The following is a 19,243-nucleotide window of genomic DNA, read 5'->3' on the forward strand; positions in this document are numbered from 1 at the left end:
TTATAAATTAAAAGTTGTTACCTCGTTAGTAATCTCTTTAGTTACACTCGTTTTTATAAATTGGCTATCAGGGTTTACTTGTAATTCAAACCCGGGTTCTACCGGGGCGTCGAGATAAAACGCTCCATCTGTCAGGTAGTTTATACCTAAAGCTGTTAGAGCCGTTTTGTCGTTACGGATATTTGGATTATTATTTAAAATTTCTGATATTGCCTCGCAAGAACCGTAATTTTCGATAGCGAGATCGAAGATTGTCTGATTCTGTTTAACTATTATTACTTTCATATTCAGCTTCAATCGTTAATTCATCGTTAATGATTTTGATATTCTTTACTTTCATGCCGTCTGCCGTGTATTCTTTCCGAACGGTTCGTAAAAAGTTTTCCGGTTCCGTGTCGTTTAGATAGTTTATTGTTCCAACTCCCAACGTTGGAAATTCTTTATAATGTCCTTTATCGGCAAGAAGAATATCTCGTTGATGTTGCCCGGTGGATTCTGAATAAATCAGATCGCCAGAATTGAATTCTATATCCCCATCTTGGGTTTGTGTAATATCTGTAACCATCATGAAATAATATAGTTAAATTTTCCGGTCACCGTCCCACCGGTTGGGGGGGCAACTAGGCCAGTTACATAATCGATTTGCACGCTTTTAATGGCATTTATAACCGCATCCGCTATTTTGTCTGCAACCTTGTCAATTGCGTCCTCTCTGTCTTCTTGTTGGTTCATTACCGTGACAAAAGCTGTTTTTATTTCTTTTTTTATAGTTGCTTTTTCAAGTGCCATATTGTTTATTCTAAATAGTTTACCAAATCCTGTTTTATTTTTAAAAATTCTGGATTATTAATTGGCACGGATGATGGGCCCACGGCCGTTGAGACTGTTAATTTCATTATAGCGTCTAAAAGATCGTTTAGCGTCTTTTTTAATCCAGATTTTCCTTTGTCGATAGTTATCCCTCCCGGGGTTGTTTTAATTATAGAATCATTAGCTTTTATAGTGCACCCTTCTTCAGAAGTTTGGATAATAATATTTGAAACGGTATAGATGATTTTACTTATTTCTGAAAACATGGAAACGAAATAACGTTCGTCCATGATTTTGCTAACCAGAACAATACTTCCAATCTCCGGGATCATCACGAAACCTTTTAAATCAGATTTTTCAATGGAGTATAATAAAATATTTTCGTAATGAATGTTATTCATTTCTACTGTACAAGTTCGAGTAGTTTCGTTCACGGCAATCACTTCCCCGTAGAAATTTATTGTTCCAGATTGCCGGAGACGCTCGTTAAATAATTGTCTTAGGTTATCAATTTCTTTACTCATCTTTTAAACTTTTATCCCGATTTCGACAACTCGACGTGCCCCGTTCGTGCCGAAAGTTGTCTCAACGCTTTCTATATAATAACGCCCGTCTCGTTCCTTGTATTGCTCGTCGTTTATTTCCGCTATCATGGTAGGTGCTGCATACGGGAACAGAAACGTTTGTATTTTCCCCGTGTAACCATCATAACTATGCCTTTTCAATTCTGCTTTAGCTAAAGCCGCTAATTCGTTTTGATCTTTAACATCATAGAAATATAGTTTCTTTTCAGTTCCCTCCTCGTTTCCGGCGGTTGCCTCTACTTTTGTCCCATCCCGGTATATACAAGTAGCCTTAATCTTTAATTTGACGTCTTCGGCTTTTTGAAACTTTAAATCGTCATCCTTAATGACGTTTTCCCGAAGTTTGTATTTTACAGTTTCTCCTTGTACTTTAAAAGGTTCAGAGGCGTATATCTTCCCGGATAAATCGAAGAATATAGATAATCCATAGGCAGTTTTTAACTTGCCTAAGACCCAAGAAACGGGTTTGTTCGGAACCTGAAAACTATCTAGGGTTAAAGTTACGACATGCCCGATTTCTAGCCCGCAAGTTTGTAGAACTTTGGCAAGGGTTGTTTTGCCCGAGAATGTAACACTCTTTTTCCGACACAAGTAAAAAGAGTCCTCGCAGATGATTTCAAGTGGTGTTTTTAAATTTAATTGTTTTACATATCCTTTAAATTCAACGTTATAATTATTATTATACCCGAGTTTAATTAATACGATGTCTCCCGTTTTTATTACCTTTGCCGTTTCTATGGCGGCAACCGGTTTTCCTTGTTGCTTTAACACGGCCGTAACCGGTACTTTAATCGTGGCAGTTGCCCCGAGTTCATGTATCGATCGTTTTATTCGGACGTTGTTTACACCCCCGAAAATCTTTCCTCCTATCTCTATTTTGCTGCAAAACGTGTACATGATCGTTTTATTGTAATGTTAGTTCAAAAGCCCTATCCGTGACTAGTTCAATTTTTACCGCTTGCCCGTCTTCGACACCGGGAGTTGAAGGAAAACTAAAATCTGTTATGACAACCTTGTCCTCGAGATCAAGTAATAAATCGGTAAAAGCGGAGATTAGCTCTATCGTTTCGTTAATATTTATTATATCTCTTAACCGTGTTATTTTTTCTTCCGGGTATTTTCCGTTTTCTCCTTGTATGAAAGCCGCTATTGATATTTTATAGTCTCCCATGCTGATAAGTTCTTTAACAGAACCTTTTCGCCCGGTTAGTGGGGTTTCAATAATATTCTTTTTTCCGGTCACGGATATAACGGCATAGTCCAATTCAAACATGTTATTTTCAGATTGAATAGACGGGTGTTTAAGTGACACGGGCATAAAATACCACCTCCCGAGCGAGTCTTTGGCGTATAAACGAGTACCTTTAACGTATTCTTCACGGGTCGAGGCTTCCGGGCTAAGTTCATATTCTTCTCTTTTTCCAGTTCTGGAAAGAGAGGGGAGGAAAGAACCGGGAAAAGGGAGTCCCCTGTGCCCGATTATACTTGTTAGTAGGTCTGGAATATTGTACTTGTGTCTCATACCTCGTAATTGTCAAAAATGCTTGTTAGAGTTTGTTGTATTTTTTCCTCGATCTCGTTTATACCTTGTTGATCGGTATTTTGAATGTTAATAACGACCTGATCGCAGTATTTATCAAAATAAATGTTCCGGGAATTTCTTGTCTCGTGGAATTTCTCTTCACGTGAAAAAGAACCCGAGATAGACGGGAATTCCGGTGCTAATTTTGAGTTTTCTGTTTTCGTGAAAGTTCCACATAATAAGGCGATACTGGCCACGGAAACAGCGATCTTCGTTATCCCTGATAATGTTGAAGCCATGGCGTTTGAAATACTAGAGACATTTAAATTAATTGATTTCAATAAATTTTCTTTTTCCTCGTAATTCGTGTTGTCAACAAGTGTTTTCCCGGTAGCGGCTTTTGATAATTCAGTCGCTTTATTCATTTTGTTGTCTGTTTTGATACCCTGCAATTTCACGGGGGATAGGCGTTCCGTGATAGCGGCGTATGACGTTGAGCCTTTATAATCCGTGTTAATTTTGTTCAAGTCGATAGTTTTTCCTTTTCCTGTTTTCCCGTTTAATTTCCCGATCAAGTTGTCAAAATTTATAGCGGGTTGTTTACCCGGTATAGAGGGAGAAAAAGTTCCTTCTTTTCCCGGTTTCGTGTCTTTATCTTGCTTTTGCAGGGATAACTCCCATGTTAGAGAATTTTTTGTTTTCTCTGTTAATTCTTTTACCCGTTTTGCCCCGTCAATGATCGCCTGTTTTCGGTTTTCCATGTCCCCGTTAATTTTTTGGATCATCTTTTGATTCTCGTTTGAATTGCCTAAACCGACGGCTTCTTTAAACTTGTACCAGCCTAGTTTGATCGTGTCTAAACCGAGCATGAAACCGTTCGCGAGGGTGTTCCATTGAAATTTGAAAGTTTCAACGAAAAGTTCCCAAATGTTTTTCATGAAATTGACGATAACATCCCATTGTTTGCCCCAACCTTGCACCTTGGAGCAGCAGGCCACGATAGCGGCAATAAGGCCGATCACGAGGGCAACTATCCACGCGAGGGGACAAGCGTAAAGGGCGGCATTCAACGCCCATTGCATTGTTGTCCATCCCCCGGTAGCCACCGCCACGATCCCGTCCCACAAAACTTTTGCTTTCGTTATTAAGATGGCCCGAGCAGTCCATAGCTCGTAAGCGGCAAGAGCTATTGTTAAAGCCCCTAGAGCTGACGTTAATCCCCACGCTAGCGGGTTGCCTTCTTGCAAGTAACCTATCCACCCGGAAAAAAACGAGATTATCCCGTTTATGATAGCACCTATTCTATTTAATATAGTTCCAAGCAAATCAATACCGACGCAAATTACCGGGAGGACAATTTCCCCAACCTGTAAACCGATAGCTTTAAACTGGTTCCATAATTCCGTGGCTTTTTGTACCGGGTTTTTGGAAAATTCCAAAGCCGCTACCGTTTCCCCGGTAGCGTTCGCCGTGGCGTCCATCGCCGTGGATAGTTTTTCGATATCGGCTCCCATGATGGCAAATGCAGATTTCGCTTCTTTATCCACGATCCCAATTTTTTCGAGAAAAGTGGTTTTTTGCTCGTCATTCATCCCGGCCATTACCCCGCCGAGGTCTCTAAAAATAGAGACGATTCCTCGCATTTTGCCTTGTGCATCGAATATTTTTACTCCCGCTTTTGCTAAGTTTTTAGTTATGTCCGTTTTACTCATGGAGGCGAACATGTTAGACATTAACACGGATGCTCTAGCTGCGTCCTGACCTTTTCCCGTCATGTAGGCAAAAATCCCGGCAACATTTTTGTAATTAACCCCGAGGGCATCGGCCCCGGCGATAAGTCCCGGCATGTATTGCGCGAAGTCTTTAAATTCTCCCGCCCCGACACGTTTAGCGGCAAAGAACGTGTCTAAAATTTCCTGAGCCGTGGCGTTTTTTGTCCCGACGATTGAGAGGGTTTGTGCTAGAGCTCCCGTTACCGTGTCCAAGTCAACAAACCCGGCCTTGCTTCCTTTTAGTGAAGCGTTTAGGATTTGCAGGGAAGATTCGACTTCGCCTGTTTGAGAAATAATCTTCTCGAAACCGTTTGGTACAACCGTTATATCCGCTTTGTTCTCCTTGGCGATTTGTTTTAGTTTACTTTTTAAACCGTTTAAACCTTTCTCGTCAAGCTGGGCGGTTATATTTACTTTAGCCATGCCTTCCGAGAAATTCATTGCCTCTTTTCCCGTGAAAGTGAAAGCGGCAGCCCCTAACACGGGAGCGATAATACCTTTAAGCATTCCCCCGACATCGTTTAAATACTTTTTCAGTTTGCCACTTTTCCCGGCATTATCTAACCGGGAAACCTGTTTTTCTAACCCGCTTATTTCCCTGTTATATTGTTTTATTAGTTTTAGATTAGAAGGGTCAATAAGTTCTTTTTCTTGCTTTAAAAGGTCTATCTTTTGTTTAAGGTTAAAGATATTATTTCCAAGATCGGAGGTAGTCTCGTTTAAGGTTTTCGCCTTGTTTGCGAGGGAGTTTAGGCGAGTGATCGTAACCTCGGAGGTTCCGGCAACACGTTTCATCGTGCCGGAAACTTTATCTTGTAAACTGATGATATACTCGTAAGTTGCTGCCATTTTACCCGCCTAAAATTTTGGAAAGTTTTTCAAAATACCTGTTTTCTATCCAGATTGACATGTAGACATATTCGCTCCATTCCTCGTCGGATAGCTCGTCCGGGTTTAGATGAAGATGAGCCCGGATCAGGGCGTTCGCTTCTATTAGCCAACTGTTTTTTCCTAACCCGGCCTCGCTTATAGCTTTTTTAGGGTGGCCTCCTTTATCTCTATAATTTCTGAGAGAACACCAGAAACACCCAAAAATAAAGCATCATCTGTTTTTATTTCCTCGTCGCCGGTAATCCAACAGTTGGTTAAAATTATCTCGTTATATTTTAACGGGTCTTTTTGTCCGACCGTGGCGGCTGCCGATAACACTTTTCGAGTTGGTTTTTTCAAGTAGCAAATTTTATCTTCAATCTTTACCTCGAAAATTTCACCGTGTTTCGCTTTTAATTCTTCAACTTGTTTTCGTGTTAGTTTTTCCATTGTTTAATTCGTTTTTAAAGAGTAATTAAATGGTATTTAAACGGTAGCGGTGACATCGTAATCGATGTCAAGTGCCAGAAACGGTAGCGCGTGTTCTGATTGCGTGTCGCCTTCTTTCATGCCTGCGGGTAGCTCGGAAATAGACACGCAAACAATTTTGTCCGTTGTTATGGCCACGCCATCCATGTAGGAAACAAGAATATCGAAGTCAACATCTAAAATGTCCTTGTATCCTTTTTGCCGGGCAGCCTGATTTAAAGCGATAATTTCACTTTGCATCAAGGTTATTGTTCCCTCGATCTCCCGTTTCCCGTGTTGAATACTTTTTGCGTGACGGCCAGACCCGAATTTAGCTTCTTTCGCTTTTTTTGTTTTGTACTCGATTCCCGTTATTCCAGTAACAGGACGCCCGAATAACGTTACGATAATGTCTCCCCAAGCGTATTCTTTGTTATTAATTCTAACCATGATGTTATTGTTTTATAGCGGGATTGTTAAACCCGAGTGTAACATTAATCTCACGTAAAATGCCGTTTGGCACTATTTTGCACGCTACATTCATGCGAGACGTGGAAAGAATATTCTGATCCGGATCGATGTATGATTCGAAGTCGCTTATTTCTCCCTGCATTTTTGTCGCTATGGCATTGTTTATATTTCCCTCGAAATAGGTACACAAGTACCCCGGTAATTGCCCGGCTTCATCTACTAGTACATTATCCTGTATCTCGTCAATATACGCCGAGTAAGCTAACAAGATTGCTTTATCAATTACGCGCCCCAAATTCAGGTTACTGTAATCATCCGAGAGGGGAGCGGCCATGCAATCGTCATTCAGGTAATATCCATTTTTCCCGGTAAACGTGCGATAAATTATATAACCGGCATCATTTAACGCCTCGAGTGTTCCGGCACATTCTTCCGGGGATTTCCCGTTTGTCAAATAGCCATTAACGGCAATCGCCCCGCTTTTTACTCGGGCAATCGAGTAATTAACAGGAATTGAAGCGGCACGTCCTAAAACTTGTCCTATTGCCGCACTTTCAACCGTGTCAGCCGCCATAACAAAGGCGACACGGTTATAACTTCCCTCGCGTGGTTTGAATAGATTCTCCGTGCTACCCGTCCAAGCGAGAGCCGGGAGTAATACCCGGAACGGGTTTACTTGTTTCGTGTAACTCTCGGCTAATTCCTGTACTGCCGCTGCCGCTGTTACAACATCTTTATCAATTCCGGTTGTTTCCGTGTCAGATACATACTCGGCAGGTGGAATTTTATTTATTCCAACTAGCCGGATTCGTCCCTTGGCATGGTCTATTAATTTTCTTAATGGACTATCCGCTTCACTGCTACATACCTGTGTTAAGGTTGTTGCCTCGGCGACGATAAGCAAGTATAATTCCGCCCCGTCACCCGCTTTAGAGTAAAAAGCCGTTATGTCCTTGTAAACAAGTGGGTTATTTTCCTCGGTTATGCCACGTGTCACGAGGTCTCGAGTGGATGAAAGTTGATAAACTTTGTTTAACTCGGTTTTATCTGGAACTGCTTTACCTGTTAAGATAAGTCCGGCGACCCCGTCGGTAGTTGTTGCACCACGGCCGAGATTACCGTTTTCCAGCATTATATTCACGTCTGATAATCCCATTTTACTTCACTTTAATGGTTTGTAGATTTTCCTCTTTATCGAGGCTTCTTTGATGTAACTCCGCTAGATTCTTGTCTTTTGACAAGAATACCTGCATATCGGATGTAACGTGAAATACTTTCTCTCTCGGGTAAGCTTTTGCGTATTTTTCTACGAGAATCGAGATTCTCGTTTTTGTTTTCCCGGTTTTATTCTTGTCCGTTTGCTCTTTGTTTACCGGAGTGGTAATTTCTCCCGGTTCTATTGTTTCATTCTCTTTCATGTACACGTGTTGTTTTGATTATTCGTATGATGTATGTTAGAATTATTCCCACGACAATAAAAAACAAGTCATTTTTTAAGCGTTGGAAAACGGGTGTTTTTTCTATAATTTGTTTCTCGCTAGCGGTAGAACGGAGCCGGGCAATTTCCCGGTTTTTGCTTTCAACGAGTAATTCTAGGCTGTCACAAGTTGACGTGATATAGACAATGCTGTCCCGGTACTCGATTTTAACGGCTGCTTGTTTATCTTTTTTTTGAAACACCGCCCCGGGTGGTAGTTTCATCACGTCTTTGATAGCGAGGCGGAGGTCTACTTGTGCCGGGGGAACTATCACGGGTTCCCGGGTTATCTCCGTTTTCTCGATCACGCTGTCCGTTAACACTTGCTTGTATTCCTTTAGAACCTTTTTGGCCCCGCAACTCTGCATCAACAGGACAAATAGCGTAATAACGACAAATATTACGCCTCTCGACGGCACGGCGAACAAGCCCGAGTTCCCTGTATAAATTTTTAATGTCATCGCTCTGGTTTTTTAAAGTCGTGGATAGATTCTCGTAAGCCTCGTTTATCGCTTTATCCGATTGAATTTTGCGTTGTCGCTTGTTTACAATCCACGTTATAGCCCCGGCAAGCCCGGAAGGCAGGGCCCATTGTAGAATATCTATCCACATACTTTTTAATTTGTAATTTCTATTTTCCCGAGTAAATTGCCCCGGTGTATTTTCCCCGAATCGGTAAAGCGGTAAATCGCTGTTGATAGCCGATAACGTCACCTCTTTGATCCGGGTCTTTATATTTCACGAAAACATCCATGTTTCCCGAGGCTCGGCAAACTTCCGTGTCACAGTAGCACAGCGATGCTTGCGTGTCATTCTCGCCCTTGGCCGCTCCTAACGCTTTTTTCTGCCCGGTAGTGGTGTCAAAAAACGGCAAACCGCTATACGAGAATAGCGAGAAACTAAACAGTTTACGGGAAGATAAGACTTCCTTGTAAAGTTTCATGTCCTCGGCCATAAGGTCGGCGAGGTGCACGGGGTTTAATACTGCCACGAGCGAGTTCATGTCGACATCTAACGCCCTGAATTTTGCTTCCATTTGCAGGAAGTCTTCAAAACTTACTTTTTTTACCCCGGAGGCGTTAACGGCCCCGTTGCTAGCGATAACGGGAGTAAATTCCCCTTCTTTTGTCGGACACCAGTTATGGGCGGCAAAAGCGGACGTTTTCTTGATGAGTGCATTCCGGTGTGAGCGCACGACACTTTCCATCTTGGAATAGGAACTTTCTTTTTCCTCGATATTCCGCACGATCGTGTTTTTCGTGTCGAACGTGTGCAATAATAATTCCTTCGGGATATCTTCACGTTGTTCCGAGGGAACCGGGAAAACATCGTTGTCGATCAATACCTCGGGATCGACCCCGGCCTCGGCGAGATTCAGTTTATTTGCGTCTACAAATTCGCTCATGTCAACGGATCGGGATAAAAACGATGTGTCCGGGACAAGTCCTTCTTTAATCATTGTGAGCCAGAGCTCTCTTTCAATAGCCATATTTTAGAGTGTTAAAGGTTTATGATTTCTTTTTGATTTGCTCGTACAAATCCGGGGCATCAATTTGCAATTGTTTAAGCCCGGCCATGTCTTTTTTCATCCATTCCAAAAGCGTCCAGTTCTTACGTTCCTCCGGGATCGTTTCTTGCCCCGGGATCGGCTTGACCATCACGGATAAACTTTGTTTTGCCGGTATAGCGTCGATCGTCGCTTTTGTCGTTTCAAAATCAACGAGGGCGAGTTTAACAAAGACATCTTTTTTGTCGGCTGTTATCCGGCCTTCTTTGATCGCGAGGTTTACCATTTCGTTTACTTGTTTTTCTTTTTCGGCTTGCCTCTCGTTTTCTATTATTTGAAGGCTTGCCGTGGTCGTGTCTAGTTTCGCTTTTAAATTAATGATAGCGGCACTAATGGCGACATCGTCCGTGTTTCCCGTGATACCGAGTGCAACGAGAGCCTCGGGTGTTAATTTTGTTTCGTTCATCTTTTCATTTTTAATTATGGAATTTGTTGGTTTAGCGGAAAGAGATAGTTTTATAATGTTTTCGACGTGGCATCTCACGTTATTGTCATTTACAATACAATGATTAGTATCATAAATTTTTAATGTAATAGCACCGGCGTTGGAGGGTACACTGACCGTTGAAGACTCGAATAGCTCCCAATCGGTCACGTAAATATCTTGCTCTCCCGTGGCCGGGTTTTCTCTCCATTCTGCCGCCAGTATAACTATACCGGGAGAGGCTCCACGTAAGTAACCCCGGTCAACTTTACCTTTTATTTTTAACGCTTCCGGGTCACCCTCGTCAAATTCTGGATCGGCAAGAAGTTTAGAACCTTCTACTCGTAAATTAAGCCACTTCCCGGTTAATTGCGCTAAATCGTGATTGTTAAGCATAACCGGGTTTTCGTTAAAACGTTCGAATCTTCCGCCGGCATTTTGCAAGTAAAATCCGTGAGAGTTCTTTTTCGTTTCGTCATTGAATACAAATGTTGCCATTCTTTCCCTTGTTTTTCAGTGCAAAAATGTGGTATTGTGTATTGTTTATCAAAAAGAGTTTCAAGGTATTACACTATTTTTTAACAGGTCATGATGATAGGTTTATTTTGCAAAAAAAAAAGATGGTAAAAGCACCGAAACATAAACTTTACAGCGTGGCTGAAACCCTGTTCATAGAACAGGGGATGACTTGTACCGCTATCGCGGAAAAAATAGGGGTAACGGAGACGACCTTATCGAAATGGCGTAACCTGATGGAGTGGGATATGAAGCGAGATAAAATTTTATCCACTCCCGTTAAAATCCGTGAACTCCTTTTGGAAGAGATGAAATCGGTTGCGGGTGGAGAAAAAGCGAAAATTGACGCTGATGCTCTTTCAAAGATTAACAAGGCTTTAGCCTACTTGGAAGGAAAAGTTTCACTTTCCGTTGTTATTTCCGTGTTTATCGAGTTTGATAACTGGATGGCCGATGTAGATCCGGCCGAGGCCGTGAAATTAACTGCTTATCATAAACAGTTTATAAACTACCGCGCCGAGCGGGATTCATTAAAATAACCGTGCAATGGCAACGATAGATCAGAAATTTCAAAAACAATTAGCCCGGTACGAGGAGCATTGCCGACGGATTAGCAAGGCGACATTTATAAATATAAATGAAAGTGCCGCCGACAGGGTGAGACGTGTTAAAGAGTTAGAGAAAGATTATATTTCTTGGTTTGAATATTACTTTCCTAATTACGCCCGGGTCAAGTGTGCTTGGTTTCATCGACAATTTGCTGATGATATTATAAATAACACGGAGATATACGAGCAGTTAGAAATTTATCGTTCCGGGGCGAAATCGGTTCACGCTGACATGGGAATACCGCTTTATCTCATGTTTACCGGTAGAATTAAATTCATGCTCCTGATCGGTGAAACCGAACGTAAAGCGCAAAAATTATTATCGGCTTGTCAGGCTCAATTACAGTTTAACAAGCGATTGATAAATGATTATGGTTGCAAATTCAAGCTTGGGGACTGGTCTTCTGGGGAGTTCCTTACAACTGATGGAGTGCGTTTCATGGCCTTGGGATTCGGGCAAAACCCCCGGGGTGTTCGGGAGGAAGATCAACGCCCCGATTATATTGTTGTTGATGACGTCGATAACAAACGACACGTTAATAATGACCGTTTGATGAGGGAAGGCGTGGAGTGGATATTCGAGGATTTAATGGGGTGTTTCGATGAAACGGATGGTTCCGTTAAACGTTTCGTTTTCGCTAATAACAATTTTCACAAGAATAGTATCACGAATCGTCTCAAAAGGCAGTTTAAAGTACAAATAAACAAGGCTAGGGAGAACGGGCAAAAACCGAAATTTAAAATACTGAGCGTCTCGGCAGTTAAAGACCTGAATACCTTTGAACCGAACTGGCCGGAGAAGACTTCGGCGGAATACTGGCGTAACAAGTTCGGGAATACCCCTTATCGTTCTTTCATGCGGGAATACATGCACAAGCATATAGAGGACGGTTCTGTTTTCCGGATGGAGGATATGCAATGGAAAAAGATGCTGCCGTTAAGAGATTATGACGCTCTTGTTTTTTATGGTGACCTTTCTTATAAAGCGGCAGCGTGTCACAAGGGAATGATTTTAATAGGTAAGAAAGGACGTGAGTTTCATGTTATACACGTGTTCCTCCGGCAATCCTCCCGGATCGTTTTGGCTCGATGGCTTTATGACTTGTATGAAAGCACGGAACTAAAGGACTGTAAAAAAGTTCGGTACTGGATCGAGGGTTTGTTTTCCATGGACGAGTTCGTGAACGATTTTGACGCCGAGGGCGACGAGAGGGGGTATTATATCCCGGTTAAAGCGGATAAACGCCCGAAAGATAACAAGTACGATCGTATCGAGGCCTCTCAATCTTTTTTCGAACGCCGGAATGTTTATTTCAATATAGACGAGAAAGAATCTGCCGATCAGGTTGAACTAGTAGACCAATACTTAGCTTTTGAAAAAGGAGGTGATGCCCCGGTAGATGGGCCGGATGCCGCCGAGGGTGCGTTTAGCAAGTTAAATGTAGTAACACGGAAACAGAAAGGGAAGTATCGTTCCGGGCATCGTGAAAGTCGCAAGTACTAATTTTAAAATCATTAATATGAGAAACATAAAATACATCGTTATTCATTGTTCAGCGACGGCCCAAACGGCTAACGTTGAAAGTATAAAACGTTACTGGAAAGAAAAATTGAACTGGAAAAGCCCGGGATATCATTACCTGATAAAACCGGACGGGGATATTGTTTGCTTGCTAGACGAGGATAAACCGAGCAACGGGGTAAAAGGTTATAATTCTGTTTCTATAAACGTGTGTTATATTGGTGGTATTGATCAGAGGGAGAAGCCGGTTGATAACCGCACGGGAGAACAGAAAGCCTCTCTTGTATTCTTGCTGGAACAATTAAAGGATAGATATCCACGGGCGACAATCAGGGGCCATCGTGATTTTTCGCCTGATCTTAATGGAAACGGGATAATAGAGCCGGACGAATGGATAAAATTTTGTCCTTGTTTTGACGCCGAGAAAGAATATAAAAACCTGTGATATGTTTATTGAACCCGAGGAATTGAAAACGGCTATCCAAGAATATACACTGGGCCTGATAACGACAGATGATGTTGTTATTCGTTCTGCCATATTAATGTCGATACAGGAAGCGACGAGCTACCTGAACGGGCGTTATGATTGCGTGGCAATTTTTAACGCTACCGGGGAGGATCGTAACGCTTTGGTACTGGAACATTGTAAAAGTATGGCCGTGTGGTATATCATACGGTTATCAAATGCGGACGTACTTTTTGACAAGGCTAAAATTTACTATGATAACGCTATTGACTGGTTTAAACAAGTGGCTGGCGTGGGAACTTCCGGGAAAAGTATAGCGGCAGATTTACCGGTTAAAAGAAAAGATGGCGAGGTCGTGTTAAAGATGCGTTTTGGTAGTAATAGAAAATTCAAACATAGTTTTGAAGATTAAGACCCGTTTAAAACCCGTTTAAACTTCGATATAATGAAAAATAAAAAGTTCAATGATAAAATACCCGTTCTGGGTAAAAATAAGGCTAATTTGGCCTCAAATAGCAAGAATGAAAAAATTCAGGGTAAAAGGGATGGATACGTGCGAAAAATCGTGCCTAAAACAATTTCCCGTGCTCGTGCCGATATTAGCACGTGGAAAACTGCCCTTCGGTCGGCTGATAACGTGGAGAACCCCAAGCGGGCAAAGCTATACAACCTCTATAATGATATTTTACTGGATGCACACCTGACCTCTCAAATAGAATTGAGGATGCAGCACACGTTAGGCGTTCCTTTCGTGTTGAAAAGGGAGGACGGGAAAGAGGCGGAAGAGGAAACAAGACGTTTAAGGTCTGCCCGGTGGGTAACGGAATTAAGCAGGCAAATTTTACAATCAATTTATTGGGGACATTCTCTTGTTGAAATAGAGACGAAGGAAGATAATATTCAGGTTATAGGGTTTCCTGCAAATAACGTGATCCCGGAAAAAGGGATATTATTGTTATCGGAAGATTCAGACCGGGGTATAGAATACAGGAACGTCCGGGAATACGGGACTTGGATTTTGGAATTTGGTAACGATCACGATTACGGGTTATTGAATAAAGCGATCCCGCACGTGTTGTTTAAGCGTTTCGCCCAAAGTTGCTGGAGCGAGTTATGCGAGATATACGGTATTCCTCCCCGGTATATTAAAACAGACACGCAGGACTCGGAGATGCTAGACCGGGCGGAAACGATGCTGCGTGACATGGGATCGGCCGCTTGGTTTATCATAGACAGTACCGAGGAATTTCAATTCGCGAAGGGTGCAGACACGAACGGGGACGTTTATAATAATCTTATATCACTTTGTAACTCGGAAATATCACTTTTGATAACCGGGGCCGTGATCGGACAGGACACGGTGAACGGAAACAGGTCTAAGGAGGAGTCCAGCATGAAATTACTGGATAAACTTGTACAATCCGATAAAAGTATGCTAGAAAGCTACTGGAACGGGGTTGTTATCCCTGCCTTGGTACGAATCGGGATATTACCTGCCGGGCTAAATTTCTGTTTACAACAAGAGGAAGATTTAGAAAAATTGTGGGGGATGACAAGGGATGTTTTGCCGTATAATGATGTTAATCCCGCTTGGATAAAGGAAAAATTCGGGATAGATGTAACCGGTAAAAGAGAATTGCCCGGGAGCACGGGATTAAGTATCGACACGTCCGGTTTTTTCGATTAAGCCCCGGGAGTGTGGCCGGGGCGATTGTTAACCTTTACGCTTTAGCGGGATGTAGTCTATTCACTGATGAAAAAGATAATAAAATAGATTCTTTGATAGAACCTTATTTGGAAGGTATCTACTCGGGAGAATGGAACGAGGATGAGGTACTCGAGAAGGTCTATTTTCATAACGCTAAAGTGTTACTAAACGGGTACGAGAAGGGGTACGGGAAAAAATTCTTTTCCCCGGATTGGACACTAAAGGATAATAACCTGCTTGTAAGAGTTCAAAACAATATATTCGCTTTTTCAGGGGCAAAGTCCTACGCCGAGATGAAGGAACTCCGGGATGCCGTTCACGAGAACGGGAACCGCCTTTCTTTCACGGATTACAAGCGTCGGGCCCGCAAAATTAACGTGGCGTATAATGAAAACTATTTAGAGGCGGAGCGTCAGGTTGTTATAGCTTCCGGCATGCAAGGAAGTAGATGGTTAGAGATAGAGGAAACGGCGAACGAGTACCCGTATTTAGAATATGTAACGGCGAACGATGAACACGTGCGAGAAGAACACCGCCGTCTCCACGGGATCATATTACCGGTAAATGATCCGTTTTGGAATAGTTATTACCCCCCGAATGGTTGGCGTTGCCGTTGTTCAACCCGGAAACGGTCAGAAAGGGAATACGAGCGGAAGAAACAGCGATACGAGAGCCAGAACTGGGAAGCGTTACCAAATTCTTCACAAGCCCAAAAAATCGCCGGGAAAGTTGTTGCTAAACCGTTCAGGCACAACGTTGGGACGACGGAAATATTTGATCGAGACGGACATCCTTACTTCAAGGCGAACCCGAGTGCGAAGGAAATGCAACTCTCTGCGGTTAAACATTACGGGATGAAGCCAGTAAAACAGATTTACATGGATAACCGGAATCTCTCGGTTTACAAGGGGGAAATAAAGAACGAGATTGATTTTATAGACTACTGGAAGGTTCTCGAGTCACATCACGGTAAACCCGGCGAGGGATTCAGGTTGATAGATCAGAAAAATAAAATTTCCGCTTCGTTTGATAACGATTTAAAAGCTAAAATTTTAGATCGTGAAAGGTATTCTTATTTCGATGAAATGATAGAAGTTTTTACCTCACCAGACGAGGTATGGGGAACTTATAATAGTAGCGAGCGATACGGGACAGAGTTTTTTAATGTCTACGTGAAATATTACGAGGATAGACCGATCGTTTTGCTCGTTGATTTAAACGGGCGTGTGGATAGTTTTTACAAGTTAAAGACGGTGGAACAAGTTGAGCAGTTTCGTGCCGGGTTATTAAAACAAAGAAGGTAATAAAACCTCGTGTTGCACCCCCGGCTTTTCAGGCCCCCGCGGTTTCCGGTTTTATTACCTTCTTTTATATCACAATATTACAATAAATAAATTGAAAAACAATGCGAGATATTCAAAAATTTGCATCGGACATGAAAGCTAAAGCGGTAAAATTTAACAGGTTGCCTAGAAAAATCTCGGTTTATATTGCCGGGGCCGCCGAGAAAATGAAGGATGCTAATTTCTCGGCGGGGGGATTTATAACGAATGGTGTAGCCCGGCCAAGATGGAAAAAACGTCGAGTGGAAACCCGGAGATCACGGGGTAAACGGGTTCTTTTCGACACGGGAACGTTACAGAATAGCGTTAAGTCAAAAGCCCTTGCGGATAGAGTCTCTGTCGGGGTCGATTTGACAAAGGTTCCTTACGCTAAAGCGCATAACGAGGGAGGTCGGATTATTCAACACGTGAGACCATTCACGAGGAAAAGGAAACAAGCAACTAACATTAAGACACGTCGAAGAGTCCTAACCGGGGGGCAGCAGGTGAGAGGATTTGTTCGACGAATTAATATGCCTAAACGACAATTTTTAGGTTATTCACCTGACATTATAAAAATAGCGGATAAGGATATTCAAAGAGAGATAAACAAGATTTTAAACACCATTTAAACACGCTTTAAAAACTTATTAAACATGAAAAGTATATTTATAAACATTCTGGAATTATTGAAAACAATACCGGGAATAAGATATACCGGGGAGGATTGGGGACAACTTAATTTTGAACAACCCCCGGTTGATTTCCCTTGTGTTTTGGTAGATTTAGGAGACGCCGAGTTTTCACAAGCGGGTAAACACACGCAGCAAGTTGTCGCGACACTTAACGTGACGATCGCGGATATTCGTTATAACGGGCTATCAACCAAATTACCCGAGAGACAACGGGATCGAGAGTTTGAAATATTCTCGTTAATCAAGAACGTGAACAAGAAACTACACGGGCACGGTGGTGAAACATATTCCCGGTTGTGTCGAGTGAGTTTGAAAAAGTTGGAAAGAGACGATGCTATCAGAGAATTTGTAATGACCTATAAGTTTGCTTACACTGATAACACGGCAGCACAGGATTATCATAAAGTAATGCCCCAAGTACAAATTATTCCTACACATGAGGAATAATTTGTTCCTCAGGAAAAGTGAAAATTTTATCTTCAATTTTTTCTTTATTTGAGTTAGGCTTTTTGATTTTTTTTCTATGAATATTAACTTTATATTCTTGATTAAAAGTCAGATTTTCCATATTATCAATAAGATTTGCTTCAAATGAACCTGTATAAGTAAATCCGTTACTGTCTTTAAATTTGAAAGTTCCAGTTTCACAATTTAATGCAAAAAACCTTCCTAAAATAAGGAAATCTTCTTCACTTGTTGTTGATAACTCTTTAATAACATCTAATGTAAAACGTGCTTGTTGAGGAATGATATTTTTTAATACTTTTTCTTTTTGAAAAGGACTATAGAAACTAACTTCAAATTTAGCATCTTCTTTATATACTGTATCTAAAAAGTCGATATACGCATTCGTGACAAAAGAGCTACTATTATCAATAATATCTTTTAAAATTTCTTGATCATTACTTATATCTAATAGTTTAATGAATTTTTTATTAATTTCGGTTTCATCGGGGGTATTAAATAGATTCCATGTACAAGAAAGTGGACGAAGGTAAATACTGAAAGAAGCTGCTTCTAATATTACGATTTCTGTCCCAATTTTTGTTGTGATTATGTTATTGAATTTTCTTTTTTTGCCACGGTTTTTGCCAAAGAAAGTATCTAATGCAATTTCTCTTCTTAAAGCGTCCGTATGATTTAGAATATCTGTAAAATATTTAGTTTCAACACTTCCATATTTTACTCTTTCTCCTGTATTTAAATGAATATTGATTAGGTCACAATTTTTTTCTTGTCCATAGTGACTTAGTCTTTCTAATGTTTCATTTTTTATTGAATCTAATGAAAATGTATTTATGATAATATTAAGGTCAACGCCATTTTGTGAATTAAAATAAGTATTTTGTTTAGGTAATTTATTGAAAGGTAATTTGTTGACGATCTGTATGTTGTGTATATTATCAAATGTCCCTTCGAAAGAAAAACAAAAATTTCTACTAATAAAGTCAAGGTGTGATAATTGACCTTTTATAAATTGGTTTAAATTTACTTTAGATGTGCGGAATAGGATAAACTGATCAATACCTTCTTCAGTAATGTCAATCCATTCTTGAATCCAAGGATTTCCTGCTTCGTCTTGGAGTACACAAGTTGAAGGGAACTCTTGGAACATTAATATGCCAACAAATTTTAAATTTTCGGCAAAATTAAATTGTTTATCCATTATATATAACTTTTTTTATCTGAAAATCAGATGTTAAGTTTGCTTTTTTATATTCCATGAGATTAAAATGTCCGTTTATTGCTGGTTTATCGCATATACCATGTATTGGATGTAAATTTCCTTCCGCAATACATGAACCTAGAACTTTATATAACATAGGTTTATTATTAATACATTCATTTAATCTCCTTATTGCATTTTCTTCAGTGTTAAACATTGAGATACCCCAATCTGTAGCTTGTTGTACCTTGTAGTCTTTCTTTAAAAGAGGGCGTGGTAGAAAATTACGTTGATCGGTTATATTTTGATGAACCCACCTGTATGCTATTTTTTCTTGTTCTTTGAATGCATCAAAGTTATAATTTAATTTTTTGATTTCCTCTTCATACTTTAGTTTTGATACAATATCTTTATTATTTTCTTTCATGTTCTAAATACGTTAAAAGCAGATGCAAGTAATATAATAAATGTAATTTAACAAAATTTATTGTGAATCTTATTTTAAATTGTAAGTAATTTAGATTATATCTAATTTACATGAAAATATTAAAAATTATTCTTACGAACTTAAATTCTTTATTTTGAAAATTATATACATACTTAAAACAATGAATACTTTTCGTTTTGTAGTTATGGAATTGAATGTATGAAAAATGTAATTGTACTCAGCTTGTCTCATTTGTATTCTGAATTTTGAGATATGAGGTAAAAAAATTAGTTTTCCTAAGAGTAAGATATTGTGTTGGATCAATAATTATTGTTTGCAACAGAAATA

General features: G+C 40.6%; 24 protein-coding genes. 8 read left to right on the top strand and 16 right to left on the bottom strand.

Going from position 1 to position 19,243, the window contains the following annotated elements:
* The 14 genes from NVS78_RS06750 to NVS78_RS06815 form a co-directional block, all read right to left on the bottom strand.
* Nucleotides 1-285: a hypothetical protein gene (locus NVS78_RS06750; RefSeq protein WP_110688318.1), complete on the bottom strand. Its 285-nt coding sequence runs from the start codon at nucleotides 283-285 to the stop codon at nucleotides 1-3.
* On the bottom strand, nucleotides 266-568 hold the full coding sequence (locus NVS78_RS06755) for a hypothetical protein (RefSeq protein WP_286358508.1): 303 nt from the start codon (nucleotides 566-568) through the stop codon (nucleotides 266-268). Before NVS78_RS06755 ends, NVS78_RS06750 begins: the two co-directional genes overlap by 20 nt.
* On the bottom strand, nucleotides 565-789 hold the full coding sequence (locus NVS78_RS06760) for a hypothetical protein (protein ID WP_110688320.1): 225 nt from the start codon (nucleotides 787-789) through the stop codon (nucleotides 565-567). The genes NVS78_RS06755 and NVS78_RS06760 overlap by 4 nt, the downstream gene beginning before the upstream one ends.
* A 5-nt stretch (nucleotides 790-794) precedes the next feature.
* Nucleotides 795-1,334 (bottom strand): hypothetical protein, encoded by a 540-nt coding sequence (locus NVS78_RS06765; RefSeq protein WP_110688321.1) that lies wholly within the window; start codon nucleotides 1,332-1,334, stop codon nucleotides 795-797.
* 3 nt (nucleotides 1,335-1,337) lie between these two features.
* Nucleotides 1,338-2,291: a hypothetical protein gene (locus tag NVS78_RS06770; RefSeq protein WP_110688322.1), complete on the bottom strand. Its 954-nt coding sequence runs from the start codon at nucleotides 2,289-2,291 to the stop codon at nucleotides 1,338-1,340.
* A 7-nt stretch (nucleotides 2,292-2,298) separates the two neighbouring features.
* A complete protein-coding gene (locus NVS78_RS06775; protein ID WP_286358509.1) occupies nucleotides 2,299-2,916 on the bottom strand; it encodes a DUF6046 domain-containing protein in 618 nt (205 codons plus the stop codon).
* Nucleotides 2,913-5,537, bottom strand: coding sequence for a phage tail tape measure protein (locus NVS78_RS06780; protein ID WP_286358510.1), 2,625 nt, complete (start codon nucleotides 5,535-5,537; stop codon nucleotides 2,913-2,915). The genes NVS78_RS06775 and NVS78_RS06780 overlap by 4 nt, the downstream gene beginning before the upstream one ends.
* Nucleotides 5,538-5,714: 177 nt before the next feature.
* Complete coding sequence (locus NVS78_RS06785; protein ID WP_110688325.1) at nucleotides 5,715-6,008, bottom strand: hypothetical protein; 294 nt, start codon at nucleotides 6,006-6,008, stop codon at nucleotides 5,715-5,717.
* Nucleotides 6,009-6,044: 36 nt separating this feature from the next.
* Nucleotides 6,045-6,476 (bottom strand): hypothetical protein, encoded by a 432-nt coding sequence (locus tag NVS78_RS06790; protein WP_237143264.1) that lies wholly within the window; start codon nucleotides 6,474-6,476, stop codon nucleotides 6,045-6,047.
* Nucleotides 6,477-6,480: 4 nt separating this feature from the next.
* Nucleotides 6,481-7,653: a DUF2586 family protein gene (locus NVS78_RS06795; RefSeq protein ID WP_110688327.1), complete on the bottom strand. Its 1,173-nt coding sequence runs from the start codon at nucleotides 7,651-7,653 to the stop codon at nucleotides 6,481-6,483.
* A gap of 1 nt (nucleotide 7,654) precedes the next feature.
* Nucleotides 7,655-7,915: a hypothetical protein gene (locus NVS78_RS06800; protein WP_286358511.1), complete on the bottom strand. Its 261-nt coding sequence runs from the start codon at nucleotides 7,913-7,915 to the stop codon at nucleotides 7,655-7,657.
* Between the two features lie 242 nt (nucleotides 7,916-8,157).
* Nucleotides 8,158-8,586, bottom strand: a complete 429-nt coding sequence (locus NVS78_RS06805) for a hypothetical protein (protein ID WP_286358512.1) — start codon at nucleotides 8,584-8,586, stop codon at nucleotides 8,158-8,160.
* Nucleotides 8,587-8,605: 19 nt separating this feature from the next.
* Nucleotides 8,606-9,463, bottom strand: coding sequence for a hypothetical protein (locus NVS78_RS06810; RefSeq protein ID WP_286358513.1), 858 nt, complete (start codon nucleotides 9,461-9,463; stop codon nucleotides 8,606-8,608).
* Nucleotides 9,464-9,482: 19 nt separating this feature from the next.
* Complete coding sequence (locus NVS78_RS06815) at nucleotides 9,483-10,463, bottom strand: HK97 family phage prohead protease (RefSeq protein WP_286358514.1); 981 nt, start codon at nucleotides 10,461-10,463, stop codon at nucleotides 9,483-9,485.
* Between the two features lie 122 nt (nucleotides 10,464-10,585).
* Here NVS78_RS06815 and NVS78_RS06820 point away from each other — a divergent pair, with 122 nt between their 5' ends.
* From NVS78_RS06820 to NVS78_RS06855, 8 genes are all read left to right on the top strand, one after another.
* Nucleotides 10,586-11,020, top strand: a complete 435-nt coding sequence (locus NVS78_RS06820; RefSeq protein ID WP_110688332.1) for a helix-turn-helix domain-containing protein — start codon at nucleotides 10,586-10,588, stop codon at nucleotides 11,018-11,020.
* A 7-nt stretch (nucleotides 11,021-11,027) separates the two neighbouring features.
* Nucleotides 11,028-12,593: a hypothetical protein gene (locus NVS78_RS06825; protein WP_286358515.1), complete on the top strand. Its 1,566-nt coding sequence runs from the start codon at nucleotides 11,028-11,030 to the stop codon at nucleotides 12,591-12,593.
* Between the two features lie 16 nt (nucleotides 12,594-12,609).
* The gene (locus tag NVS78_RS06830; RefSeq protein ID WP_286358516.1) at nucleotides 12,610-13,056 is read left to right on the top strand and encodes an N-acetylmuramoyl-L-alanine amidase; all 447 of its coding nucleotides are present in this window, start codon (nucleotides 12,610-12,612) and stop codon (nucleotides 13,054-13,056) included.
* A 1-nt stretch (nucleotide 13,057) separates the two neighbouring features.
* Entirely contained in the window at nucleotides 13,058-13,489 is a 432-nt protein-coding gene (locus tag NVS78_RS06835; RefSeq protein ID WP_286358517.1) for a DUF1320 domain-containing protein, read from the top strand.
* 33 nt (nucleotides 13,490-13,522) lie between these two features.
* Nucleotides 13,523-14,764: a phage portal protein family protein gene (locus NVS78_RS06840; RefSeq protein WP_286358518.1), complete on the top strand. Its 1,242-nt coding sequence runs from the start codon at nucleotides 13,523-13,525 to the stop codon at nucleotides 14,762-14,764.
* Between the two features lie 11 nt (nucleotides 14,765-14,775).
* Nucleotides 14,776-16,089, top strand: a complete 1,314-nt coding sequence (locus NVS78_RS06845) for a phage head morphogenesis protein (RefSeq protein ID WP_286358519.1) — start codon at nucleotides 14,776-14,778, stop codon at nucleotides 16,087-16,089.
* Between the two features lie 131 nt (nucleotides 16,090-16,220).
* The gene (locus NVS78_RS06850; protein ID WP_286358520.1) at nucleotides 16,221-16,739 is read left to right on the top strand and encodes a phage virion morphogenesis family protein; all 519 of its coding nucleotides are present in this window, start codon (nucleotides 16,221-16,223) and stop codon (nucleotides 16,737-16,739) included.
* A 24-nt stretch (nucleotides 16,740-16,763) separates the two neighbouring features.
* Entirely contained in the window at nucleotides 16,764-17,249 is a 486-nt protein-coding gene (locus NVS78_RS06855) for a hypothetical protein (protein WP_286358521.1), read from the top strand.
* On the opposite strand, the gene NVS78_RS06860 is transcribed toward NVS78_RS06855, so the two are convergent.
* Together NVS78_RS06860 and NVS78_RS06865 are read right to left on the bottom strand one after the other, a co-directional pair.
* Entirely contained in the window at nucleotides 17,233-18,468 is a 1,236-nt protein-coding gene (locus NVS78_RS06860) for a hypothetical protein (RefSeq protein ID WP_286358522.1), read from the bottom strand. The two genes, NVS78_RS06855 and NVS78_RS06860, sit on opposite strands and share 17 nt — an antisense overlap.
* Complete coding sequence (locus NVS78_RS06865; RefSeq protein ID WP_286358523.1) at nucleotides 18,461-18,895, bottom strand: hypothetical protein; 435 nt, start codon at nucleotides 18,893-18,895, stop codon at nucleotides 18,461-18,463. The genes NVS78_RS06860 and NVS78_RS06865 overlap by 8 nt, the downstream gene beginning before the upstream one ends.
* Between the last annotated feature and the right edge of the window lie 348 nt (nucleotides 18,896-19,243).

The sequence above is a fragment of the Gabonibacter chumensis genome (assembly GCF_024741215.1).
Classification (GTDB): domain Bacteria; phylum Bacteroidota; class Bacteroidia; order Bacteroidales; family Marinifilaceae; genus Gabonibacter; species Gabonibacter massiliensis.